General features: G+C 30.0%; 25 protein-coding genes. 11 read left to right on the forward strand and 14 right to left on the reverse strand.

What is annotated here, in order from left to right; translation table 11 throughout:
* From ACZ5RS_RS12935 to ACZ5RS_RS12980, 10 genes are all read left to right on the forward strand, one after another.
* Entirely contained in the window at positions 1-321 is a 321-nt protein-coding gene (locus tag ACZ5RS_RS12935) for a hypothetical protein (RefSeq protein WP_464636117.1), read from the forward strand.
* Entirely contained in the window at positions 302-1,297 is a 996-nt protein-coding gene (locus ACZ5RS_RS12940; protein ID WP_464636119.1) for a sensor histidine kinase, read from the forward strand. Before ACZ5RS_RS12935 ends, ACZ5RS_RS12940 begins: the two co-directional genes overlap by 20 nt.
* Positions 1,290-1,949, forward strand: a complete 660-nt coding sequence (locus tag ACZ5RS_RS12945) for a response regulator transcription factor (protein WP_464636121.1) — start codon at positions 1,290-1,292, stop codon at positions 1,947-1,949. Before ACZ5RS_RS12940 ends, ACZ5RS_RS12945 begins: the two co-directional genes overlap by 8 nt.
* A 13-nt stretch (positions 1,950-1,962) precedes the next feature.
* Positions 1,963-3,270, forward strand: coding sequence for an ABC transporter substrate-binding protein (locus ACZ5RS_RS12950; RefSeq protein WP_464636123.1), 1,308 nt, complete (start codon positions 1,963-1,965; stop codon positions 3,268-3,270).
* 98 nt (positions 3,271-3,368) lie between these two features.
* Complete coding sequence (locus ACZ5RS_RS12955) at positions 3,369-4,310, forward strand: substrate-binding domain-containing protein (RefSeq protein ID WP_464636125.1); 942 nt, start codon at positions 3,369-3,371, stop codon at positions 4,308-4,310.
* An 85-nt stretch (positions 4,311-4,395) separates the two neighbouring features.
* Positions 4,396-5,880, forward strand: a complete 1,485-nt coding sequence (locus ACZ5RS_RS12960; protein ID WP_464636127.1) for a sugar ABC transporter ATP-binding protein — start codon at positions 4,396-4,398, stop codon at positions 5,878-5,880.
* Between the two features lie 16 nt (positions 5,881-5,896).
* A complete protein-coding gene (locus ACZ5RS_RS12965; RefSeq protein WP_464636129.1) occupies positions 5,897-6,886 on the forward strand; it encodes an ABC transporter permease in 990 nt (329 codons plus the stop codon).
* Positions 6,887-6,914: 28 nt separating this feature from the next.
* On the forward strand, positions 6,915-7,796 hold the full coding sequence (locus tag ACZ5RS_RS12970; RefSeq protein ID WP_464636131.1) for a class II fructose-bisphosphate aldolase: 882 nt from the start codon (positions 6,915-6,917) through the stop codon (positions 7,794-7,796).
* Positions 7,789-8,817 (forward strand): carbohydrate kinase family protein, encoded by a 1,029-nt coding sequence (locus ACZ5RS_RS12975; RefSeq protein WP_464636133.1) that lies wholly within the window; start codon positions 7,789-7,791, stop codon positions 8,815-8,817. Before ACZ5RS_RS12970 ends, ACZ5RS_RS12975 begins: the two co-directional genes overlap by 8 nt.
* A complete protein-coding gene (locus ACZ5RS_RS12980; RefSeq protein ID WP_464636135.1) occupies positions 8,798-9,478 on the forward strand; it encodes a D-lyxose/D-mannose family sugar isomerase in 681 nt (226 codons plus the stop codon). Before ACZ5RS_RS12975 ends, ACZ5RS_RS12980 begins: the two co-directional genes overlap by 20 nt.
* Before the next feature lie 462 nt (positions 9,479-9,940).
* On the opposite strand, the gene ACZ5RS_RS12985 is transcribed toward ACZ5RS_RS12980, so the two are convergent.
* The 8 genes from ACZ5RS_RS12985 to ACZ5RS_RS13020 all read right to left on the reverse strand — a co-directional run bounded on the left by ACZ5RS_RS12985 (position 9,941) and on the right by ACZ5RS_RS13020 (position 18,959).
* Positions 9,941-11,401 carry an FGGY-family carbohydrate kinase gene (locus ACZ5RS_RS12985; protein ID WP_464636137.1) on the reverse strand — a complete coding sequence of 487 codons (1,461 nt, stop codon included), beginning with the start codon at positions 11,399-11,401 and terminating at the stop codon, positions 9,941-9,943.
* 5 nt (positions 11,402-11,406) lie between these two features.
* Positions 11,407-12,348: a transketolase family protein gene (locus tag ACZ5RS_RS12990; protein WP_464636139.1), complete on the reverse strand. Its 942-nt coding sequence runs from the start codon at positions 12,346-12,348 to the stop codon at positions 11,407-11,409.
* Positions 12,341-13,171 (reverse strand): transketolase, encoded by an 831-nt coding sequence (locus tag ACZ5RS_RS12995; protein ID WP_464636141.1) that lies wholly within the window; start codon positions 13,169-13,171, stop codon positions 12,341-12,343. The genes ACZ5RS_RS12990 and ACZ5RS_RS12995 overlap by 8 nt, the downstream gene beginning before the upstream one ends.
* A 14-nt stretch (positions 13,172-13,185) precedes the next feature.
* Positions 13,186-14,235, reverse strand: a complete 1,050-nt coding sequence (locus ACZ5RS_RS13000; protein ID WP_464636143.1) for an ABC transporter permease — start codon at positions 14,233-14,235, stop codon at positions 13,186-13,188.
* Positions 14,236-14,248: 13 nt separating this feature from the next.
* On the reverse strand, positions 14,249-15,805 hold the full coding sequence (locus tag ACZ5RS_RS13005) for a sugar ABC transporter ATP-binding protein (RefSeq protein WP_464636145.1): 1,557 nt from the start codon (positions 15,803-15,805) through the stop codon (positions 14,249-14,251).
* Positions 15,805-16,446, reverse strand: coding sequence for a DUF2291 domain-containing protein (locus tag ACZ5RS_RS13010; protein WP_464636147.1), 642 nt, complete (start codon positions 16,444-16,446; stop codon positions 15,805-15,807). Before ACZ5RS_RS13010 ends, ACZ5RS_RS13005 begins: the two co-directional genes overlap by 1 nt.
* Before the next feature lie 70 nt (positions 16,447-16,516).
* On the reverse strand, positions 16,517-17,476 hold the full coding sequence (locus ACZ5RS_RS13015) for a substrate-binding domain-containing protein (protein WP_464636149.1): 960 nt from the start codon (positions 17,474-17,476) through the stop codon (positions 16,517-16,519).
* A gap of 58 nt (positions 17,477-17,534) precedes the next feature.
* The gene (locus ACZ5RS_RS13020; RefSeq protein WP_464636151.1) at positions 17,535-18,959 is read right to left on the reverse strand and encodes an L-fucose/L-arabinose isomerase family protein; all 1,425 of its coding nucleotides are present in this window, start codon (positions 18,957-18,959) and stop codon (positions 17,535-17,537) included.
* Positions 18,960-19,105: 146 nt separating this feature from the next.
* Between ACZ5RS_RS13020 and ACZ5RS_RS13025 the strand changes: the two genes are divergently transcribed.
* Positions 19,106-19,864, forward strand: coding sequence for a DeoR/GlpR family DNA-binding transcription regulator (locus ACZ5RS_RS13025; RefSeq protein WP_464636153.1), 759 nt, complete (start codon positions 19,106-19,108; stop codon positions 19,862-19,864).
* A 73-nt stretch (positions 19,865-19,937) separates the two neighbouring features.
* On the opposite strand, the gene ACZ5RS_RS13030 is transcribed toward ACZ5RS_RS13025, so the two are convergent.
* From ACZ5RS_RS13030 to ACZ5RS_RS13055, 6 genes are all read right to left on the reverse strand, one after another.
* Complete coding sequence (locus ACZ5RS_RS13030; RefSeq protein WP_464636155.1) at positions 19,938-20,486, reverse strand: HDIG domain-containing metalloprotein; 549 nt, start codon at positions 20,484-20,486, stop codon at positions 19,938-19,940.
* Between the two features lie 149 nt (positions 20,487-20,635).
* Positions 20,636-21,727 (reverse strand): hypothetical protein, encoded by a 1,092-nt coding sequence (locus ACZ5RS_RS13035; protein ID WP_464636157.1) that lies wholly within the window; start codon positions 21,725-21,727, stop codon positions 20,636-20,638.
* Positions 21,728-21,819: 92 nt separating this feature from the next.
* Entirely contained in the window at positions 21,820-22,950 is a 1,131-nt protein-coding gene (locus ACZ5RS_RS13040; RefSeq protein ID WP_464636159.1) for a hypothetical protein, read from the reverse strand.
* A 129-nt stretch (positions 22,951-23,079) separates the two neighbouring features.
* The gene (locus tag ACZ5RS_RS13045; RefSeq protein ID WP_464636161.1) at positions 23,080-24,192 is read right to left on the reverse strand and encodes a substrate-binding domain-containing protein; all 1,113 of its coding nucleotides are present in this window, start codon (positions 24,190-24,192) and stop codon (positions 23,080-23,082) included.
* A gap of 2 nt (positions 24,193-24,194) precedes the next feature.
* Positions 24,195-25,556 (reverse strand): sedoheptulokinase, encoded by a 1,362-nt coding sequence (locus ACZ5RS_RS13050; RefSeq protein WP_464636163.1) that lies wholly within the window; start codon positions 25,554-25,556, stop codon positions 24,195-24,197.
* Entirely contained in the window at positions 25,556-26,515 is a 960-nt protein-coding gene (locus ACZ5RS_RS13055; protein WP_464636165.1) for an ABC transporter permease, read from the reverse strand. The genes ACZ5RS_RS13050 and ACZ5RS_RS13055 overlap by 1 nt, the downstream gene beginning before the upstream one ends.
* Positions 26,516-26,532: the final 17 nt, after the last annotated feature.

A 26,532-nucleotide genomic window follows, 5' to 3' on the forward strand; every position in this document is an offset into this window, starting at 1 on the left:
ATGAATGATAATAATATTAGAAAAATAAAATACTTCATGCTTGGTATTAATATATTTGCTATTATCTTTATTTTAGTTTTAATTAGTACCACTACTTCCATAATAATTTTAGATAGTAGTTCTAGAGTTTTTATGAACTCATTACAAAAAATTCCCTATAGACCAAATCTATTACTTATTTATGGAATTATTTGTTCTTCTATTTTGATTTTTACTTTCTACCTTAGACAATTTGTATTTCCTAATAACAAAAGAAATATTTTAATTACTATATTTAGATACTGCAATTGCAATTTTCCTTATGTGGCTTATAGATTTTAACTATAATGGTATTATTCTTTGGGTTTTAGCTAATGTAGTTTATTACATCGAAAGTAAAAACAAATATATAGCTATAACAGTTGGTGTTTTCTTATATATATTAACCACCTATTCCATTTTAAAAGTATATGTAAATTTATTCTCTCTATCAGAATATATTAACTATTACCCTAAACAAATTAGACAAATAATACTTACCTTCTATTATACTATTACAGGGTTTAACTTAATTAGTTTCATCATCTTCTGTGTTCTTGTTATTCAAGAACAAAGAGGTCGTATTAATGAAATTAATGCACTCTATAAAAAACTTTCCTATGCTAATGAAGAATTAAAACAATTAGCAGATATCAAAGAAAAAATGGGAGAAACCAAAGAAAGAAATAGACTTGCTAGAGAAATTCATGATACCTTAGGGCACTCCCTTACAGCAATATCTTTTGGAATCGATGCTTGTTTAGCTACCATTGATAATAATCCAAACGATACAAAAGATAAGCTTAAAGTTATTGCAAATGTAGCTAGAAGTGGTATAAAAGAAGTTAGAACTTCTGTTACTACCCTTAGAGCTGATAGTAGTGAAGAATTAACTCTATCTCAAAATATTATAAATATGATAGAAGAAACAATTAAAGCTACTAATATCATAATTAGATACACCATTGAAAAAAACTTCAACTTAGAAAAATATGAAGAAAATGCAATTTATAGAGTAGTACAAGAGAGCATAACCAATGCTATTAGACATGGTAATGCTACAGAAATTGATGTTGAACTTATTAAAAAGGATAATACTCTTTTACTAGAAGTAAGAGATAATGGTATTGGTTGTAAAAAAATAGTACCAGGTTTTGGCACCCGTCATATGAAAGAAAGAATTGAAAGTATTAAAGGAAGAATTGAATACAAGAGCGAAGATGGGTTTATTGTTAGGGCAAAAGTCCCTTTGAGGATTGGAGAGAAAAATAATGATTAAAGTTTTAATTGTTGATGATCAACAACTTGTAAGAGAATCACTTAAAATTGTTTTAGATTCTAAGGAAAATTTAGAAGTTGTTAATATTGCTGAAAATGGATATTTAGCATTACAAGCAATAAAGGATGTAAAACCCGATGTTGTATTAATGGATATTAGAATGCCACAACTTGATGGTGTTCAATGTACCAAAATGATTAAAGAAAAATATCCAGAAATTAAAATTATAATTTTAACCACATTTGACGATGATGATTATGTTTTCCATGCCTTAAAGAATGGAGCTAGTGGTTACCTATTAAAAGGGACTTCCACTGAGAACCTTTGTAAAGCTATAGAAACTGTATATAGTGGACAAGCTATGATTAATCCTGATGTAGCATCTAAAGTTGTTAAACTTTTCTCTGAATTAGCTAATGCTAGTGTTCAAATTGATATTGATAGCAAAAAAGTTGATTCTATTACTCAATCAGAGTGGAAAATAATTCATAAAATAGAAAAAGGCCTCTCCAATAAAGAAATTGCTAATGAACTATTTTTATCGGAAGGAACTGTTAGAAACTATCTAAGTTCAATCCTAGATAAATTAGAATTAAGAGATAGAACCCAACTTGCAATTTGGGCTGTACAAAGAAGACTTTACGATAGATAGGAATCAAATTTAGATGAAGAAATTATTTGTAACATTACTACCCCTACTTTTTGTAGTTTTTATTATCACCCTTGCAGTACTTTTATCAAACAAAAAAGATACAGTGCTGGAAGTTGGTATATTTGCAGGAAGTAATTGGAATGTTGCAAGTGAAGATAGCTATAAAAATATAGACGATGCAATTAAAGAATTTAATAAAATTCATCCTAATGTAAAAGTACACTACTATTCTGGAATAAGAAAAGATGATTATTCTTCTTACCTTGCTAATAAAGCTTTAGAAGGTGATTTACCAGATGTATTTTTTATTCTAAATGAAGATTTTAATAAATTTGCTGAACTAGGCTTATTACTTAATCTAGAAAAATTAATTGATAAAGATCCTAATATTTCTAAAGATGATTATTTTGAATCAGCATATAATTCTGGGACCTATTTAAATAAACAATTTGCACTTCCCTATGAAGTTAATCCAAAATTAATGGCAATTAATAGAACTCTACTTGAAAATAATAATATTGAAATTCCTCCAGCAGATTGGACTTGGGATGATTTTATTGCTATCTGTAGAAATATTACAAAAGATGTTAATGGTGATAATAAACTAGATCTCTTTGGAGGTAGTAATTTAAACTGGTTAGATGCAACCTATACAAATGGTGTTACTCTCTTTAATGATATTGGCACCCAAGCTCACTTTGATGATAATAAAGTAGCTCAAGCAATCCAATTTATGCAAAGGGTTAATACTATAAGTGAAAATCAAGTACTAAGTTCACTAGATTTTGATAAAGGTAAAGTTGCTTTTATGCCAATTAGTTTTGCAAAATATAGAACATACACTGCATACCCATATAAAATTAATAAATACTTAGATTACCAATGGGATTTTACATCAATGCCAAGTGGCCCAGCAGGAGATAATGTTAGTGAAATGCAAGCTCTGCTTATGGCAATAAATGTTAATACCAAACATAAAGCCCTAGCATTTGATTTATTAAAAACCTTTACCCATAACTATAAAATTCAAGAACAAATATATAAATTTTCCCAAGGAGCTTCTCCTCTTAAAAAAGTTGCAAAAAGCGATACTATTGCTGATATTCTTTTAGAAAATATGGAAGTTAATGATATGAAATATAATAATAGTTTATTATATGACATCATGGACAAAAGTATTTCTCCTCAAAAATTCAAAGAATACAATGAATCTATGGCTATAGCAGAAAAGGAAATAAATACAATTATTGATGAAGAATTAGATACCACTATATATTTGAAAAAGCTACAAAGAACTATACAAAACAAGTTAGAAAATTAACATATTACAATTGTCATATAAAAGTAGTTACATATTTCAGCTGTGCGCTCCCAAATACGATTTATACTTAAGTTAAATCAATCAAGGAGGCTTTTTTTATGAAAAAAGTTATTGTATCTTTATTATTAGCAGCTTTTGTAGCAACTAGTGTATTTGCTCAAGGTGCTCCAGAAGAAAAGACAGGTTATAAATATGGTTTCACATGTATGGACCAATCTAACCCATTCTTCGTTCTAATCGAACAAACAATCAGAGATGAAGTTGAAGCTAAAGGAGACACTCTTATTTCTGTAGACCCTGCTAATGATGTTACTCGTCAAATTCAACAAATTGAAGACTTAATTGCTCAAGATATTGACGGTATATTCTTAAACCCTGCTGAAGCAGAAGGTATTATTCCAGCTCTTGACCAATTAAAAGCTGCTGGTATTCCAATTGTTAACTTCGATACTGAAGTTGCTGATATGAGCTATGTTGCAACATATGCTGGTTCTGATAACTACAATGCTGGTAAAGTTTGTGGTGAAGACTTAGTTAAAAAGATTCCTGGTGGTGGAGACATCATCGTTCTTGACTCTCCTACAATGAACTCTGTTGTTGATAGAACTAACGGCTTTATTGATGCAATTGAAGGTAAAGGCTTCAATATTGTTGCTCAACAAGATGCTAAAGGTAACCTACAAAGATCAATGAACATCAGTGAAGACTTATTACAAGCTCATCCAGATGTAGTTGCTATCTTCGGTGGTAACGACCCTACAGCTCTTGGTGCTTTAGCTGCTGCTAACGCTGCTGGTATCACAGATTGTTTAATCTATGGTGTTGATGGATCTCCTGACATTAAGAGTGAAATCGCAAGAGGTGCTGATTCCTTAATCGAAGGTTCTGGTGCTCAATCTCCAATCAACATTGCTACAACTTCTGTAGACTTAATGTACAAGATTATGAATGGTGAATCAGTTGATTCTAGATACCCTGTACCTACTTTCTTAATTACAATTGATAACGTAGATGACTTCGGAACAGACGGCTGGCAATAAAATTTAAAATTAGCTTAAGGAGTGCTAGTCACTCCTTAAGTATTTTAGAAATCATAAAATCACCAAAAAGTAGCAGGAAAAAATTATGAATAATAATGTTTTACTCAAAATGAATAATATACACAAACAATTCCCTGGTGTATATGCACTAAAGAATGTTAATTTTGAGCTCAGAAGTGGTGAGGTTCATGCCCTATTAGGTGAAAATGGAGCAGGAAAATCAACACTTATTAAAGTGCTTGGGGGAATTTATTCAGCTAATGAAGGCGATATATTTATCCAAGATCAAAAAGTAAATATACAAAACGTTCTTCAAGCTCAGCAAAATGGAATTGCAATCATTCACCAAGAACTAGTTTTAGTTCCTTATATGAGTGTTGCAGAAAATATTTATCTAGGTCGTGAACCTATGAAAGGCATCATTGTTGATAAAGATAAAATGAACAAGGATGCAGGACAATTACTTGTTGACTATAACCTTGACTTTGGCCCAACAACCTTAATCAAAGATTTAACTATTGCTCAACAACAAATGGTAGAAATTATTAAAGCTATTTCTTTTAATTCAAAGATCTTAGTAATGGATGAACCTACATCCTCAATCTCAGATAAAGAAGTAGATTTTTTATTCTCTATAATGAGAACTTTAGTTAAAAATGATGTTGGTATTATATATATTTCTCACAAAATGAGTGAGTTAAATGAAATTTGTGACCGCGTTACTGTTTTAAGAGATGGTGAATATGTAGGTACAAAAGTTGTAAAAGAAACTACTAAGGAAGAACTTATAAATATGATGGTTGGTCGTCAACTATCCAAATATTATACAAGAAACTACCTTGAAGCTGGAAAAACAATACTAAAGTGTGATCACTTAAGTGATGGCAATATGGTAAAAGACGTTTCCTTTGAAATAAAAGAAAAGGAAATTGTTGGTTTTGCAGGCTTAGTTGGTGCTGGTAGAAGTGAAACTGTAAAATGTATCTTTGGTCTTACTAAAAACTATGAAGGTGATATCGTTTTCTTAGGAGATAAAAAACATTATAACAATGCAAAAGAAGCTCTTAAAGATGGTATTTCTTTAGTTCCTGAAGACAGAAAAAAAGAAGGGTTATATCTAATTCAAAGTGTTGAATATAATACGACAATTGAAGTTCTAAATGACTTTATAAAAGGTATTAAATTAAACAAAAGAAAAGAAGAAGAGATTACCCAGAAATATGTTGATTTAATGGATACAAAAACACCTTCTCTATCTCAAAAGGTAGCAAATTTATCCGGTGGTAACCAACAAAAAGTATTAATTGGTAGATGGCTTGCTACTAAGCCTAAACTTTTAATTCTTGATGAACCAACTCGTGGTGTTGATGTTGGAGCTAAAGCTGAAATTTATTCAATCATGAATGAATTAGTTAAAGAAGGCTTATCTATAATAATGATTTCATCTGAACTTCCTGAAATTATTAATATGAGTGACAGAGTTTATGTATTCGCTCATGGTTATGTAAAAGGTTGTTTAAATCACACAGAATTAACTCAAAAAAATATTATGCACTTAGCAGCAGAATAAAAAAGGAATTAAAAAAATGGGAAAAAATGATACACTTCAATCTTCTAATAAATTAAGAGAAGGAACTCATAGATTTTTTAAAGAAAATTTAGGTATTTTAGTAGCATTCGTTGTACTCTACCTATTTCTATCAATCTATCCTGTTACTAGTAGAGCTTTTTTAACCTCTCGTAACATGTTTAACGTTTTAAGACAGATTTCTACAAACCTTTATTTGGCTTGTGGTATGACAATGGTAATTATCCTTGGTGGAATTGACTTATCAGTTGGATCTATTATCGCATTAAGTGGTTGTGTAGCTGCTGCAGGTGTTGCTAGATATTCTCTACCAATTCCAGTTGCAATTGTATTAGGACTTTTAATTGCAGTAGTATTTGGTATCTTCAACGGTACAGTAATTTCAAAAACAACAATTCCTCCATTTATCGTAACACTTGCTACCATGAACATTGCACGTGGGCTTGCATATGTTTACACCGGTGGTTCTCCAGTTAGAGTTGTATCTAAAGAATGGCAATTCATTGGTGCTGGTTATATTGGTCCTATTCCTACCCCTGTTGCTATATTAGTAATTGTATTGATAGTCACGGGACTGATAATGAATAGTACGAAATTTGGTAGACATATGTACGCTGTTGGAGGAAATACTCAAGCAGCTAGTTTCAGTGGTATTTCAGTTTCAAAGGTTAAATTCTTTGTTTATGCTTATACTGGTTTATTATCTGGTCTTGCTGGTGTTGTATTAGCTTCAAGAATGTATTCAGGTCAACCAACTGCTGGTACTGGTGCTGAAATGGATGCTATCGCAGCTGTAGTTGTTGGTGGTACATCTATGAGCGGTGGTAGTGGTAAAATCGGTGGTACAATTATTGGTGCATTAATCATTGGTTTCTTAAATAATGGATTAAACCTAATGAATGTTAATTCATTCTGGCAATATGTAGTTAAAGGTGCTGTTATCTTATTAGCAGTATTTATTGACTTCTTAAGAAACAAAAACAAATAAGAACTAAAAAAAACAAAAGGAAGTATATATGTTAGTTAATCTTAATGATGTATTAAAAATAGCAAATGAAAAGAAAATTGCTATTGGAGCATTCAATGTTCCTAATTTTGAAAGTGCACAAGCTATTATTGAAGCAGCAGAAGAAAAAGACACTCCTGTTATCTTAAACTATGCTGGAGTTCATGAACCATTGATGATAATAGAAGATGCAGCAGCTATAATGTTACATTTTGCAAAAAAAGCAACTGTTCCTGTTTGCGTTCATCTAGATCATGGTACTAGCTTTGAAGCTTGTATTAAAGCTATAAGATTAGGATTTACTTCAGTAATGATTGATGCTTCAGCAAAAAGCTTTGAGGATAATATTGAAGAAACTAAAGCTGTTGTTAGAGCCGCTCATAGTGTAGGTGTTAGTGTCGAAGCTGAACTTGGTCACATCTTTGCTTCCGATATTGGTATTGGTGAAGGTGGAGTAAGTGAAACTGCAAAAAGCTTTGCAGATTTAAATGATATTTACACAAGCCCTACTCTTGCAAAAGAATTTGTTGAAAAAACTAATGTAGATTGTTTAGCTATCGCATTTGGAACTTCTCATGGATTATATAAAGAAAAACCTGTATTAGATTTAGATAGAATATCTTTAATTAAAGAAGCTATTGATATTCCATTTGTAATGCATGGTGGATCTGGTCTCTCTAAAGAAGAATTCCAAACCGCAATAAAAAATGGTGTTAGAAAAATAAACTACTATACTTATATGAGTTTATATGGTGGCAAGGCCGTTTATAATGAATTAAAGAAATTTAGCGATGATGATAATATCTTCTTCCATGATATTCCTTTAATTGCAACAAAAGCTATGAAAGAAAATGTAAAACAAGCTATTGGAGTATTTAGTTTCAATGAATAAATCAATTATTGTTGTTGGTCCTGTTATTTTAGACAAACACTATTCAATTGATGAATATCCAAAAGAAAGCAATTTAACAACAATTAATAACACTAGTGCCTCTATTGGGGGCGCTGGTAATTTAGTTATTGATCTTGCAAAACTGGATAGCGATTTAAAAATTATAGTAAATAGTGTTATGGGTCAGGACGAAGCAGCTCAAACTATAAAAGATAAATTTAACGATTATCCAAATATAGATATGTCTCATAATGTTGTATTAGAAAACACTCCTACAACTCACGTAATGGATTCAAAAAAAACAAAACAAAGAACTTTTTTCTTTGATCCTGCCTCAAATAAAGATTTCAGCTATGATCATATAGATATATCATCTTTAAATGGGGATATCCTTCAAGTTGAATATATTGGATTAATTGGAAAATTGATGGATAGTGAAAAAGAATATGGCAGTTATTGTGCTAAACTTCTTCATGAGGCTCAAGAAAAAGGCATCAAAACTTCTATTGATATGGTTTCAAAAAATGATGAGAGAACAATTAATGTTGCCTGTTCAGCTCTAAAGTATAGTGACTACTGTACTGTTAATGAAGTTGAAGCTCAAAGTATTAGTGGCATACAAGTTAAGGATGAGGATAATAAAATCATTGAAGAAAATATGATTAAAGCCTTAGACAAAATTAAAGAACTTGGTGTTTCAACTTGGGTAGTTGTACACTCCTCTCTCTTCAACTATGGTCTAGATTGTAAAACTAATAAAGTTTATAAAGCTGAATCTTTAGACGTTCCAAAGAGTTATATTAAAGGAACTACGGGTGCAGGGGATGCTTTTTTAAGTGGTATCTTATATTCTATTACTAGAGAGTTTGATCTTTTTAAAGCATTAAAGGTTGCATGTACAACGGCTATTTGTTCTTTAGCTGCAGTAGATGGTACTTCTGCTATGAAAAGTTATGATGAAGTAATGAAATTATTTGATATATATAAAAAAGGATGTATTTATGAAGAGATCAGAAATTAATAAAGTAATCAAACAATTTGAAGCTTTATTAAAAGAATATAAGTTTTCTATTCCTCAATTCTGTAATTGGAGCAAAGAAGAATGGGAAGAAAAAAATGAAGAATATGATGAAATTAGAGATAATCAACTAGGTTGGGATATTACCGACTTTGGTATGAATAAATTTAATGAAGTTGGATTCTCTCTTATTACTTTAAGAAACGGAAATCAAAAAGATGATAGATATGAAAAGCCTTATGCTGAAAAACTATTAATGCTTTTTGAAAACCAAAAAGCTCCAATGCATTACCATGCTTACAAATGTGAAGATATTATAAACAGAGGTGGTGGAACCTTAATTATCTCTGTATATAATGCTAATAAAGTTGATGCATCTCTATCTGATAGTGATGTTACAATTAATACTGATGGTAGAAGCTATAGTGCTAAAGCTGGAACAAAGGTTTACCTAAAACCTGGTGAAAGTATTACTATTTGGCCTTATCAATATCATGATTTTGCTGTTGAAGGCGGAACTGTATTAATTGGTGAAGTTTCAATGTGCAATGATGATGTAAATGATAACTTCTTCTATGAACCAATTGGAAGATTCCCCAAAATTGTAGAAGATGAAAAACCTTATAGACTTCTATGTAATGAATATCCTAGATATAAAAAATAGAAATAACATAAAAAAGAACTCTATCCAATTTATTTTAAGGATAGAGTTTTTTTATCTCAATTCAGGAAAACTATAAAATTTATATTTCTAATTGTTTAAACACACTATTAAACAATATAAATACCATCTTTTCTTTGATAAGTATATTTTCAAACTTCAATAAAATCATTTTGAAGTTATAACTTTAAAGAAACCTAATTATTTAATATCTTGCACTTAACTTTGGAATATACATTATTACGCTGTTTGGCAAGTTTTTATTACGTTGTTTGGCAAGTTTTCATTACATTATTTAGTATTATTATCAAATATTGAAACTTTTCTAATCAACCCAATTTAAAAGAAAATTTTTCTGACTATTATTTTAAATTCTTGAAACTTTTACTCCCTGAGAAATAAAAAATACCTCAAATTAATCTCTCGACTTATGAGGTATATTATCAAAACATTGCAGTATTATTTTTACAGTATTGACTTTTGAACGGCTTTTTTCCAACCATTAATTTTTACTTCTCTTTCTATATTTTTGGGATAATATCGTTTTTTAAAAGATATATTATCAAAATAATTATTATCAATAATATTTATTTTTATACCAGCATTTAATGCAGTACCAAGCCCAGATAATTCTTCAATAGAGGCTACATCAACTTCTAAGTTTGAAATATCAGCTTGAAATTGCATTACATATTTATCATTCGTAATACCACCATCAACTCTTAAACTATTAAAATTAATTTTATTCTCATCAATCATTAATTGTAAAATATCATTAATTTGATAACCAATAGTTTCTTCTCCAGCTTTAATGATCTCATTTTTAGTAGTAGTTAAATCCATACCACATATAATTGCTTTTGCACTTGAAGACCAATAAGGAGCACCTAAACCTGTGAAAGCAGGCACTAAATATACATCATTTTTACTAGTAACTGAACTCGCTATTTTAGAAGCTTCTTTTTCATTGTCTAAAATTTGTAATGAATTAATCAACCATTTAGTTGTAGCTCCACAATAATTAATATTACCTTCTACTACATAGTTTAATTTATTATCAATTTTCCAACCAATTGAAGTAACTAAAGAATCAGAAATTTTATTATTTAATCCTACACTAGCCATTACAGAAGAACCGGTTCCATAGGTTGCCTTAACAACTCCTTCCTTATTTCCCCCTTGAGCGAACAATGCACTTTGGCTGTCTCCCAAGACACTATGGATAGGAATAGGATTTTTAAGCACACCCTCAAAATCAGTATAACAAAACAAAGAATCGCTGTCACAAACTTCAGCAAGCATTTCTCTTTTTATGTTAAACATTTCTAAGAGTTCTGGATCCCAGTCTAATGTATTTATATTAAGCAATTGTGTTCTACAAGCATTGGAATATTCAGTTTTAAATTCATTTAATCCACTTAGTCTATAAACTAAAAATGTATCAACTGTTGAAAGAGCTAATTTATTATTTTTTATAAGATTTTGTGCATCATTAATATTTTCAACAATCCAATTCATTTTTGCAGCAGAGAAATAAGGAGATAAATTCATTCCTGTTTTTTGTTTAATTAAAGTTGCTTTGTCAACTAATTTATTACAAATTTCCTTTGCTCTTCCACATTGCCAAACAATTGCCCTAGTAACACTTTTACCCGTATCTTTATTAAAAGCTACAGTTGTTTCTCTCTGGTTAGTTATAGCTCCAACTTTAATTAATGAGCTATCGATACCAGTTTTTTCAATTACACCTTTTACAACATTTATTAAATTAGAATATATTTCTTCCATATCATGCTCAACCCATCCTTTTTCATTGATGTATTGTTTATGACTTAGATCAAAACGCCCTACTAATTCGCCTTTATTATTAAAAAGCATAGCTTTAGTCAAAGAAGTACTTTGGTCTATTGATAAAATATAACTCATAATTTTTATTTCCTTTTCAAAAGTGAATACACATTTTCTATTATACCTTCGATATTTAATTTATATTCATCTTTTACCTCTTCACTACTACCATTAATCAAAATTTCATAAGGGAGTCCCATAATTTTCATTGGAACTGGATATTGCTCACTCAATATAGATGAAACAGCAGATCCAAGGCCATTGTTTACACAATGTTCTTCAATAGTTAATATAGCCTTTGTTTCTTTTGCAGCCTTAATTATTGAGTTTTCATCAATTGGAGATATTGATGGCGAGTCTAAAACTCTAACACTAATATTTTCTTTTTGAAGCATTTTAGCTGCTTGCAAAGCTGGATAAGTCATTTCTCCGCATGCAATAATTGTAACATCATCACCATGCATTAATTCATTAGCTTGACCTAATGTAAAAGGCTCTCCCTCCCAATCTGAATAAATATCTTCAACAGGACCTCTACCAACCCTTATATAAAGAGGCATAGGATTTTTTGAAAAATATCTTGCTACACTAGCAGCTTGTATAGCATCACTAGGAAGTACAACATTTAGATTAGGAATAGTCCTCATAACAGCTATATCATGAGTACTATGATGCGTATAACCTAAAGCACCATAAGAGATACCTCCGCTTACACCAAATAATACAACATTTTTCTTTGAATAGGCTACATCAACTTTGACCTGTTCTAAACTTCTAGCAGAAAGGAAACTTGCAGGAGCACAAACAAATGGTTTATAACCTACATTTGCTAAACCAGCCGCCATACCAACTTCATTTTGTTCTGCAATTCCAGCTTCAATAAATTGTTCTGGATAAGTATTTGAAAAATCTGTCATTGAACAAGAACCTCTTGAATCAGAACAAATAACAACAATATCTTTATCAGTACTTGCCAATTTTATAAGTTCATTAGCAAAATATTGTCTACATGCATTTTTACTCATTTTTTATTTTTTCCTTATTTTTTTCTAATTGATCTATAGCGCTACTCATTAAGTCTGAAGAAGGAACTCCATGATGCCATTTAGGAATATTTTCCATTTCTTTAACACCTTTACCTTTTATGGTATGTGCAATTATCAATAAAGGTTTATTACTAGTATTTTTTGTTTTCAGTGTAGTAACAACTTGTTCCATATCATTACCATCAATATCTTTTACTACCCAACCAAAACTTTCATACTTTTCTCTTAAAGGTTCCAAAGACATAACATCTTCTGTATTACCTGAAATCTGTAAATGATTTCTATCAATTATAGCAACTAAATTATCAAGTTTATAATTACTTGCAGACATAGCGGCTTCCCAAATTGATCCTTCAGCATGTTCACCGTCCCCCATTAAACAAAAGACTCTTGATTTTAATTTTTTCTTTTTTAAACCTAATGCCATACCTACACTAACAGATAGTCCATGACCTAAGGAGCCTGTATTCATTTCAATACCTGGAATCTTATTATTAGGATGACCAATCAATAAAGATCCTTTTTTTGAAAAATCTTTTAACCAATCTTTTGGGAAAAAGCCCTTTCTCGCTAAAACAGTATATAAAACTTCTACAGAATGACCTTTAGATAGTATAAACATATCTCTATCTGGGGCTTTTGGATTCTTTGGATCAATGTTCAAAACATCATAATATAAGGCAGTAATAATTTCTGTTGAAGATAAGTCTCCACCAGTATGACCTGTTTTTGCATCATATATTAGGTTTAATAAGTCCATTCTTATTTCATTAGCTTCTATTTCAAGATCTTTAATATTCATTATAAGTATTCCCCTTAATTTTTATCTCTAACCATTAGAGCCATTTTTGTCTGGAAGTCTCTTTGAATTTGGTCAATAATTACTGCTCCAATAATTACAGCACCTTTAATAATCATTTGCCAGAATTCAGAAACACCACACATAACCATCCCATCATTTATAACACCAATTACAAAAGCACCAATTATTGTTCCACCTACTGTTCCGATACCACCTGCCATTGAAGTACCACCTAAAACAGCTGCAGCGATAGCATTCATTTCCCAAGATTCCCCTGTTGCAGGGTGAGCTGCCATCAATTGACTAGCAGTAATAATTCCAACTATTGCAGAACAAATACCAGAGAAAATATAAACAATAACGATTTTTTTATTAATTTTAATACCAGATATCTCAGCAGACTTTATATTTCCACCAATTGCTTTTATCTGCCAACCAAACGGAGTTTTATTTAGTATAAATGCTGCAAAAAGAGCTATTACAAGTAAAATTATTACACTAAATGGAATTGGAGTATTACCAATGTTTCTACCAAAGATTGCAAAACCAGTATTCCCTAATACTTCATTGCCAGTTAATCCGCTAAAGGTAGCTCCATTGCTTCTTAACATTGCAACACCCCTAGCAATATACATAGTTCCTAAAGTAGCAATAAAAGGTGCAACTTTACATTTTGTTATAAAGTATCCATTTACAAGACCAACAATAGCCCCTACTAATATTCCAACAATACAAATGGAAGGAATATCAAAATAAAGGGTGACACCAAGAAGTTTTATTACAACTCCTTCGTTAATCATTCCACCAACAATCATTCCAACTAAACCACAGATTGCACCAACTGATAAATCTATACCACCTGTTATGATTACATAGGTCATGCCTATACCTAAAATACCATATAAAGCTACGTGTTTAGCTATTAAAAATAGAGTTTCAATAGCTAAAAAGTTTGGTTCAACTATTGAAAAAAATACCATTAAAATAACAAGAACAATTATTGTTCTTCCTTTAAGTAATAGCATTAAAAAATCCATTTTTGAATTTTTCTTAAATTCTTTCATATTCTTCCTCATTTTATACATTATGCCCTTTATAGGATGCTAGTACTAAATTTTCTTCAGTAATTTCAGAACCTTTAAGTTCCGCAGTTTTTATTCCTTTAGATAAAACAATAATTCTATCACTTATTGCCATGATCTCATTTAACTCAGATGAAATAACAATTAGAGATAAGCCTCTAGCTGCATTTTGACGAATGATTTCTATCATTTCATTTTTTGCACCAATATCAATTCCTCTAGTAGGTTCGTCTAAAAGCAATATTTCAGGATGTGTTAATAAACATTTACCAACAACAACTTTTTGTTGGTTCCCTCCACTAAGAGATAAAATTGGTAAATCTTTTTTAGCAACTTTTACATTCATGTCACCTATTTGGCTATCACAGGCATCACTTTCTTTTTTCTTGTCTATAACACCAAATTTTGTATAACTACTTAAACTTGAAAGAGTAAAATTTTTTAAAATATCAAGGCATTGGACAAGACCCATTGATTGTCGATCTTCAGGAACTAAGGCAAAACCATTTTTAATTTGTGAGTTAATATTTTTAACATCTATAGCCTCACCATTCAAAAGCAATTCTCCAGTATATTCATTTCTTAGTCCCATGATGCATTCAAATAGTTCTGATCTACCAGCACCCATTAGTCCATAAATACCAAGAATTTCTGATTTTTTTAGTTCAAAACTTACATCCTTGAGTAAGTAACCTCCACCTTTTTTAGGAAGATTAAAATTCTTAACTTCAAGAACGGTATCTTTATCTTTCCAATCAATACCTCTATCCCATTTTTTATAGGAAGCATCACTTCCTACCATGGCTCTTATAATCCAATTTATATCGATATCTTTAATTGCTGCTTCTCCGACATATTTTCCATCCCTAAGAACTTCAATATGATCTCCTATTTCCATAATTTCTTCTAAGCGGTGAGAAATATATACTATAGAAATACCAGCAGCAGTTAATTCCCTCATAACTGAAAACAAAACATCAACTTCTTGCTTTGATAAACTTGAAGTAGGTTCATCCATAATTAATATTTTTAAATTCTTAATTAATAAATTCTTTGCAATTTCAATAATCTGTTGTTGCCCTACTCTTAAATTCCCAACTAAGGTATCAACATCAATTGGATGACGAAGTTTCTTTAAAATCTCTTTAGCGCCTTTTTTATGAGCTTCATCATCTAAGGTTCCATTTTTCTTTTTAATTTCTTTGGTCATATAAATGTTTTGATAAACATTTAAATTAGGAAATAAACTTAACTCCTGGTTAATAATTCCAATACCTTTAGCCTTTGCATCATTGGTATTTGAGATAGATAATTCTTCTGTAGTTCCATCTTCATTATTTAATAACAAACGACCTTTATCATTTTGAACTATTCCAGCAATAACTTTCATTAATGTAGATTTTCCTGCACCATTTTCACCAACTAATACATTAACTTTTCCCTTATAAACAGAAAATGAAACATCATCTAAAGCAACTGTACCTGGATATATTTTTGTTATATGTTCAGCTCTTAGACAAACTTCTAATTCTTTGTTTTCTATTTTTTGCATTATTTTACCTCTAGTGAAATAGGAGTAATAATTATTTCTCCATTAGAAGAAACTGTAAAACAACCATATAGATCTATAGTATCCCCCACATTTAAATTTAAAATATCCTCATTAATAACTGTTTCTAATACCTTTTCATTCAAGCTATGAGATACTCCACCCCATTCAATCTGATTTACATAATCATCAAAATTTATACATTCTAGATTATCTCTAATTGAGGTGCCTTTAAATATCGGACCAACTTGCAATTCAATTACTATATCTGATGGTATATCATCTACACTTAATACAAGATATCCAGCTTTTTTATCACTTAAGTTTTCTATAACCGTTGCTTCATCTTTAATTGTAAAATTTAGTTCTCCTTTATCTCCCATGGTATAAAGGCCTAAATCACTAACATTTTTGAAATCCCCATTAGCTTTGTTATAAAGATCAGATAAATCTAAAGCTTTATCTTTTAACTCTGGCAAAAAACTTGTATCCCAGAACTCTGAAACATTTGCATTTGGATCAAACTTAACGTTACCAATTAATTTGTCTTCTTCACCTGTTTTTACAACTTTTACACAACTAACTAAAAAAGTAGAGATAAATAATATTAATAAAATTAATATAAGTTTGTTTATTCTTTTCATGAACTTCCTCTTAAAATAAAATATATGCTTCTGAAGTTGTTTCCCTCAGAAGCATTTGTGTAAAATTCTTCTATTTGTAAACAAAGGCAGATAATCTATCTACGTTATCAGCAGTTATAGCAATACAATCAACTAATTGTTTTTCAGCTAAACCAGTTGAACCAGTTTTAATATATTTGTCAGCTTGTTCAACAGACATTTCTGCTATTAATGCAGCTTGTTGTAATGCAGTACCAGTCATTTCACCAGCTTTAATTAATGCTGCAGCTTCATCACTACCATCAACACCAACTATAACAATACCTGAAAGTCCAGCACTCTTAATTGCAGCAGAAGCTCCAACAGCCATTGTATCATTACCACACATTACACCCTTAATATCAGGATTAGATTTTAAGATTGTTTCCATTTTTTCATATGCTTCAGTTTGTTCCCAGTTTGCAGTTTGTTGAGCAACCATTACTAAATCATCATAAGGATCTACAACTTCATGGAATGCTTGAGATCTAACATGAGCATTGGTATCAGAATCTTTTCCTAACAATTCAGCAAATTTACCTTCTCCACCCATTGCATCTACGAATACCTGTGCAATTTCTTTTGCTCCTTGGTAGTTGTTTGCTACGATTTGAGAGATAGCAACACCACTTTGGTTAATTTCTCTATCAATTAAGAAAGTTGGAATACCAGCATCTTTTGCTTTTTGAACAGCAGCAACAGTAGCATCAGCTCCAGCATTGTCACAAATAATAGCAGCAGCTTTATCAGCAATAGCTGTTTCAAATAATTCAGATTGTTTTACAGCTGAATCATCATGAGAAACGCTTTTTACTTCATATCCTAATGAAACTGCTTTAGCTTCAGCTGCATCTGCTTCTGTTTTAAAGAATGGATTTGAATGAGATGGAGTAATGATATAAATCAAATTTGATTTTTTAGTATTACTTTCTTCTGATCCTTGAGCAAATACCATAGTTGTACTTACTAATAACACACATGATAAAGCTAAAGCTTTTTTAAATAAATTCATAATTTACCTCCTAATAAATTTGTTTTATGAATTATAAATAATAAGATTAAGTTCTTATTTAATACTCTAATAAATTAATATCTTCACCTCTTAGATATGCTTTTACATCATCTTCAATTGGATCATATAAATCAGCTTTAATATTTAAATACTTACAAGCTTCATAAAGAGCTGGAACTAAATTTTCATGAATACCAACACAATGATGTATATAAGGGCCTATTACTATTTTTTCTTCTAAGCGTTTAATATTTTCAACTTCAATCCATAAGTAGGTACCCATACAATTTGGTCCTTCAATGCCTTTCGCATTACCTAAAAGAAGTGAATATTCCCCGTTATCACCATCAAAACGAGCTAATGTTAAAGCACCATGTTTTGCTTCTGCAGTTAAAGATCCAGGGAATGTAAATGCCAAAGGATAACCAATAACGGGTTTTTCCTTAGCTACAGAAATAGGCCAAGGTCCACAATGTTGTAATAGCTCTCCATTTTCAACATCAGGATGTCTTATTGTCCAATCAGCAAAGAACGATCTGGTATCTTTTAGAGATGCAGCTTCAACCATTAAGGCACTTATGGCTCCATGAATATCTGTTTCACAAACAACTGGGATACCCATTTCATTCATCAAGGAATTCGCAACACAGGGCATAATACCAATCTCACCTTGTAAAGCATTCCAACATTGAATAGCTACAGCATTACAAGAATATTTATCACACAAACCTTTCATTGCAATTTTTAAGGCTGCAATTTTTTTTATTTCATCTTCTTTAACTTTAACTACAAAATTTGATTTTAAATAATTAACTGTTTCTACTAAGTTTTCACCATTTTTATTTATTATTTCTTTAATGGTTGTTGTTAATTCAGGTAGAGGAATTGGAGACAATTGAATATTAAACTTTTCAAGTAATTCTCCTTCATTACACATTGTTGACCAGAAATCAAATGGTCTAGGTCCAATTTGTAAGATTCTGATATGCTTAAAAGTTTTAACAACACTGCAAACTCTTAAGAAATCCTTAATACCTCTTTCAAATACTGGATCATCTAATCTACAGTTTGTCATATAAGTAAAAGGAACTTTAAATCTTCTTAAAACTTTCCCTGTAGCAAATAGGCCACATTGAGTATCTCTAAGTCGGGTACCATCTTTCATTGGTCTTTCATCTAATGGGCCCCATAATAAAACAGGAACATCCATAGCCTTAGCCAATCTAGCACATTCATATTCAGTTCCAAAATTGCAATGAGGAATAAACAAACCATCAATTTTTGCTTTTGTAAATTTATCTTTTATTAATTCAAGGCCTTTGTCATCATATAATAACCCCTCATCATTAATATCAGTAATATCTACAAATTCTACGTTTAATTGTTTTAATTTTTCTGCAGTAAGTTTTCTATACTTTATAGCATCTGGTGCACTAAAAATACTTCTTCTGGTTGGAGCAAACCCCAATACAATCTTTTTCATTAATAAATCTCCTTTTGTTAGTTATACTATTATGCTATTTTCGAATTGTCAACATTTACTTTCGTTTTTTTTCGTTTTATGTTTTTATACCTATCTCTCGAAAATAAATGTTTACTTTTTTAAGCATAATTGCTATAATCAAATACATGATTAAAAACCAGAGACAACAACAAATTTTGGATTTAATTAAAGAAAATGGCTCATGCACAGTACAAAATTTAAGCACAATTTTTAATGTGTCTGAGCCTACAATTAGATCTGATTTAAGAATATTAGATAAATATGGATATATAACTCGCCAACATGGAGGAGCCTTTCTTAGAACAAATAGTTTAAAAGCTTTTAGTTTTAATTTAGAAGATAGAGGACATAACGAAGAAAAAAAGCGCATTGCGAAAAAAGCATGCGAATTAATACATTCTGGAGACAATATAATTTTGGACAGTGGGTCCACAACAACAGCTCTAGCTCAAGAAATTATGGAACTTAATAATCTTGAAATTTTAACTAACTCAATTAATATTGGTTTTCAGTTAGCATCTACTTCAAATCATGTAGTTATAATTGGTGGAGAAATTAAAAACCCAACGATTTCATTAACAGGATCTTTAGGAATTTCTATGCTTAATGGGGTTTATGCTGATTATTTATTTTTAGCCACAGGAGGAATCGATGTAGAAAAAGGCCTTTCCTTACCATCTTTTTCTGATGTTGAACTAAAAAAAGCAATGATTGAAAGTGCAAATAAAGTTGTGTTATTAGCAGATTCCTCAAAAATAGGAAAAGTAAAATTTGCAACTATGGGGTGTCTTGAAAAAATAGATATATTAATTACTGATAATAATGTAGACAAAAATATAAAAAAAGAACTTGAAAAAAAAGGTTTAAAAGTAATTACTTGCTAAATAAGTTTTAACTTACATAAAAAAACTCTATCGTTTGATAGAGTTTAATAATAAGTCTTTATATAATAATAGTTTATAGCCCAATATCACTAGCTGATTCTTGCATTGCTTTAATAGATATTTCCATTACTTTTGAAAGTTCCATATCCATTAACTTAGCACCTTCCTCAATAACTTCTCTATTAACACCAGCTGCAAATCCTGAACTTTTGAATTTTTTCTTTACACTTTTAACACTCATACCTTCCATTTTTGTAGGGCGCATAAGTGCAGTAGCATTTATCAAACCACATAGTTCATCAATTGTATATAATGTTTTTTCCATTTGTAATTTTGGTTCAATATCAGTACAAATTTTCCAACCATGAGAACAAATTGCTCTAATAAAAGCATCATCAACATTTTCTTCTTTTAAAAGTTCTTCAGTTTTTACACAATGTTGTTCTGGCCATTTTTCATAATCTAAATCATGAAGTAAACCAACATTACCCCAATACTCTTCATCTTCACCATAATATTTTGCAAAAGCTTTCATAACAGCTTCAACAGCTTTACCATGATTAATTAAGGCTTCACTTTGATTATATTTTTTTAACAAACTAAGTGCTTCATCTCTTGTCATCTTGTATCTCATCTCCTTTAAAACATATATATTTAAAATTAATAATAAATAAACAAAAAAGCTACTAAAAAACAATTATTAGTGTAAAAAACACATAAAACTATAATTTTAGTAGCATTAATCTTATCTATTAAATTAAAAATATTATTTTATAAAGAGAAATCAAAAGCTTTTAGAGTTGTATTAGGATTATATCTTAATCCAACACTGATAATTGAAGTATGTTGGAAAAATAAACTATTAACAGGAGATCTTCCATTATGATAACCAACTTCTAAAGAAGTAGTATCATTAAATTGTTGAGCAATTTTAATATCATGTTCTAATTCCCATGGTGCATCTTCATCAAAGGTTGCAACCCCGCCAGTAACATGGTTATATATTATTTTGCCTTCTTCATAAAGATGTAAATCATAACCAATTGTTGTTTTTCCTAAGTTTTTAAATATAGGATAAGAATATTCAAAACCAACATTTACAATTCTTGCATTATACCAAGAAGCATAATTATCATTTCTATCTTTAAACCACCCTGGAGCAAACATTTCAGGTCTTATAGTACTAACATCTTTTGGGATGAAATTTAATTCACCATATAATCTAAATGAAGGAGTTGGTTCAATTGAAAGCCCAATAACATAACCATTCATTCTTATATATTTATAGCCAAAATTAAATGACTCTAAAGCAGTGTTTCCCAAACTTTTAAGAGCCTTATAAATTTGATCCCCATAATGAGAACAATAATGATGATGCCCTATTCTCATAGATACCTTATCAGCAATTCTCAAAGTAGTACCATAGAAATAAATACCATCATAACCTATTCCATTATCAAATCCTTCTGTATAAAAAGATTGAAGCAAAGCTTGAGCTGAAAGATCAAAAGAAATTGGGCTTAACCAAGAATCAAAAGTAAAGGTATTTCTAGCAATTGAAACGGTCTCCCCTAATTTGTACTCCATCATCAAATCACTAAAACTATGATTGTCTGAAAAATCAAAGACTCTAACATTATATTCTTGAGTTGATGAATTATAATAATCTTGAAGAACTCTATCAGGAGCACCATCCAAATTAAATAATAAATTAACACTTAAATCTGGTCTTGCTCTATCTGCAAAATATTCTTTATGTAGTGGATCAAGAGATAACCAATCAAATTTATAATTAACAGTAGCAAAAGTGGATGATAATCCCACAAGCCCTATGATTAAACAAGCTAACAACCTTTTTTTCAAAATAAACTCCTTTTAAAATGGCAATTTTAATTTTTATTTTAACTATATAAAATCAGCTACAATTTAAACAAACTGTAGCCAAAAATAATCAATTAATTTTTACTAGTATCAAATACATTAACAGTATAATCTGGGTTAAATCTTAAACCTACTGTTAAAGTTGAAGTATGTTGGAAGAAGAAACTATTCATAACTGATCTACCATTATGGTAAGCTACTTCTAATGATATGTATTTATCAAGTTCTTGAGCTATCTTAGCATTGTGCTCTAATTCCCAAGGTTCATCTTCTTCATATTTAGCTTCTCCCCCATTAACATGGTCATAAACTATTTTACCTTCTTCATAAAGATGAAGATCATAACCAATGGTAGTTGGTCCTAAGTTTTTAAATATTAAAGTAGAATATTCAAATCCAACATTAACTATTCTAGCTTGATATGAATCTGGATAATCTGGATTTACAGGAAGTCCATTTCTCAAAATCCAATTTGGAGCAAAATAATCTGGTCTTAAACTCATTCCTTTTTTTGGCATATTTAGCTCCCCATAAATTCTAAAATTAGGAGTTAAATCGAGAGACAGCCCGATTGAAAAATCATTCATTCTAACATATTTATAAGTTAGTCCAAATTCACCATTGCTATCACCAAATCCTGAATCAATTTCAGCCTCTGCAATTTGCTTTAAAGTAGCATCACCATAGTGAGAACAATAATGATGCAATCCAACTCTCATAGAAAGAACTTTCCCAATTCTAAAAGTTCCACCCATAAAATAGATTCCATCATAACTTACATTATCATCAAAGGAACCTCTATAGAAATGTTGAAGCAAAGCTTGCATTGATATATCAAAAGCTATTGGACTTAAAAAATCATTATCAAAGGTAAAAGTACTTCTTCCTAAAGCAATAGTTTCACCAATTTTTAGGGCAACAAACTTATTTTCAGGTTGTATTAATTCATCAAATTTAAATACATTAAATTTTCTCTCTTCATTTTCCTCTGTATTTCTAACATGAGTATCCTGAAGAACTCTATCTGGATATCCTTCATAATAATTAATTTGGCTTAAACTAAAATCAGGCCTTGCCCTATCAGCAAAATATTCTTTATATATAGGATCTAAAGAAAATGCATCAAATTTATAATTTAAAGAAGCATATAAAGATGATGTTACAATACTAAAAAGTAGAACAAACAAAACAATATTTTTTTTCACAACAATAGACTCCAAAATAATACCCATATGTAAATTAATACACACAGGTATCATGATAAAGAATACTAAATTTGTATTGATAAAGTCAATTGTTATTACAAGTGATTATATTAGGAAATTAATAATTTTCTACTTTTGAGGAATGATGCTAGAGCCTCTAACTTTTAATTTAAAATCAAGCATTATTGATCTAATTGGCAATGCAGGATTTTCAATTCTTTGTAGCATAGTATAAATAATTATATCTGCTAAATCAGCACAAGGTTGAGCTATTGTGGTTAAAGGAATTCCTAAATATTTTGCAAAATCTAAATCATCAAAACCACTAATTCTTACATCATGAGGAACATTAACACCAATATCTGTTAATCCTTTTATGAATTTCATAGCAACATTGTCATTTGCACATATTATATTTTCAGCTTTATCCTTGATTATTGGTTCAATAGATTCTTTAGAAAAATCATTAATATAATGAACCCAAGAGGAATCTGGATTAATTCCATAATTAATTAAAGCTTGTTTATATCCCATAATTCTTTGAGGAATTGTTTGTGCCATATCAGGGTTACTCAAAAAATCAACTCTTTTTGCACCTTGTAAAAGATAATGTTCAGCAGAAACATAACCTGCTCTAAAGTTATCAATTCCTACCAAGTCATGATTACTTCTTTTTGGATATTCTAAATAATCAGCATCGGAGAGAACTATAGGGATATTAGCATCTTCAATTTTTCTTATTGTTCTTTCATTTATTTTATAACTTTCTTTTGCTAATTCGATTGGAGCTAATAAAATACCATCAACTTTCTGATCAATATAAAATTCAGCCATTTGCTCCATATGTTGAGCATTAAACTCTGAATTACTAAATTGACCACCCCAAATTAGTGAAAAATTATTGTTTGCAGATAGTTTAGTAATTTCTTCTGTAATTGGTCTAAAAATCTCCCCTTTTCCAATTAAAGGAAATAATAGACCAATGACTTTCTTTTTTTTAGTTTGGGTAGACTTGTTACTAATAAAGGTTCCAACACCAGATTTTTTATAAACTAATCCATCTTCAATTAGAAGATTAATTGCTTTAGAAACAGTTGGGCGAGAGACATTGATATGTTCAGCAATAACTACTTCCGCAGGAATTTGATCTCCAGCAATGAGATTATTTTCCTTAATATAATTAATAATATAATTATATACGATTCTAGTTTTTTGTGAAATATTATTAGTTTGTTTACCCATTACTAATTCTCCAAATTTATTTTATCTATAGCTGTAGAATAATCAAAAAACTTATTCATCGCAACAGAAGAATTAATAATTGCACCAAAAGCACATTCTTCATTCCTACTAGTACTATAAACTGGTATTTTAAATTTATCCTCACAATATTTCTTTATACAAGGACTCTTATTAAAAAAGCTACCAGTACCATAAATTCTTTTAATTCTCTTTTTATCTTCTTCCGCAAAGATATTATAAAAATCATAAAGCTCATTTACAATTCCAGCATCAATACTAGCAACTAAATTCTGAGGTGTAAAATTACTTAAAGTAATATTATTTATTGAAGCTGTTAATCTAGAATTCTCCCTAGTTCCTAAAAACAAAGGATTAAAATCCATAAGATTATTATAATTCAAAGGAGAAATTTCATCCATCTTTTTATAAATATTTATATCATTAGATATGCCAAACCAATCTAAAAGTTCTTTAAAGAAATCTCTTAAAATACTATATGAATAACCACCACATAAAGAGGCCCCTGATAGAATATATCCTTTTTGAGGGAATAATCTAATTTCTACGCCTTTAATAGCTTTATATTCATCAATATAGGAGGTGAATTGACCACTAGTACCTAAACTAATTGTTGCATCACTATTTAACTTCTTAATAGACCCCATAAAACTACATTGATTATCCCCAACCGCTGTAACAACAGGGATATTCTTATATTCACCAATTATAGATTCAGATGGTATTAATTCTGGTAATAATTCAGGCATTAACTCATTATTCTCTAATATTGTTTTTGAATAGATTCTATCTTTTTGGTTTATAGCTCCATAACTATCAGCTAAAGTTATATCTGATTTAACTGTTTTGTTATTAGCTAAATGCATTGCAACATAATCACCAATTGAGCAAAAAGATTTTACATTTTTTGGTATATTTTTTGTCTTCAAATTAAAATAATGGGTTGCAAGACCATAACCAGTAGGACATTCTCTATCTATTATTTTAGATAATTCTTCTCCATATGAAATCTTTCTATCATCAATTAATTGAGCAGCTCTTTGATCCAACCAAGTATATAATGGAGATATAGCATTCCCAAGTGAATCAATATATAAAATTCCATGCATTTGACAACTTATTCCAATACAATAAATATTGGGATGTCTCTCTAGCATTATTGATAATATTTCTTCTACTATCTCCATTATTCTTTTTGGATCTTGAATATTTTCCCAAGAATAATTTGACTGTATTTTTGCATCATTAGGCATAGTTACAATATCGATAATTTTCCAATTAGCATTAGTGTCAGCAATTACTGAACAAATTGTAGATGTTCCAACATCAAGACCAAGATAATACATTATTTTACTATTATACTCCTACTGGATTTATCTGTATTTAAATATACTGCAAAAATTACTATTGCACCAAAAACTATTTGTTGCCAAAAGGCATCAACTGCAATAACATTTAAGCCATTTTGAATTATTATTACAAGAAGTACTCCAAGTAGAGTTCTTAAAACACTACCTTTACCACCGGTTAAAGGTGTACCTCCTAGAGCTACAGATGCCATTGCCATCAAAGTTAATGAGCTACCAACAGTTGGAAGACTACTTTTTAAAATTATAGTATAAAAGAATCCCCCCAAAGCAGCACCAATACCAGAGAAAACGAAAGGCCACATTTTAACTATTGAAACATTAATCCCCATCATTCTAGCAGCATTTTGGTTTGAACCTACTGCAAAAATACTTTTACCAAGTTTTGTTTTAGATTGTATAATATAGAAAAAAGCTAAAAACAACAATGAAAGAATAAACAATATAGGAATTATTCCAAAATGAACCTTTGACCATTTTAATGATCCCCATATTTCAATTGGAATACCTGTTGGTCTACCATTTGAAACTAGCAAAGCTACACAAGCCCAAATATTCATTGTACATAAAGTTACTACGAATGTAGGAATTTTTAATACAACAAATAATATTCCATTAATTGCTCCAGCTAATACACCAAATAATAATATTAATAAAAATACTTTATTACCAAAGATAGGATACCCCATTCCACTAAATACACAAGCACAAGAAGCAATAGAACCTACCGATAAGTCAACCGATCCAATTAAAAGTACAAAAGTAACTCCTGTTGCTACAATTAATAATGGTGCTGTATCTACTAATATATTTTTTATATTAATGGGTCCTAAGAAATTTCTATTTAAAACTGTAAAAATTATTATTGTCATAAAGATAGAAATAACACTAAAAAGATCCATAAATTTAATTTTTTTAATTTTATCTTCAAAAATCATAAGAAAGCTCCTTTAGC

The sequence above is a fragment of the Pleomorphochaeta caudata genome (genome assembly GCF_055395745.1).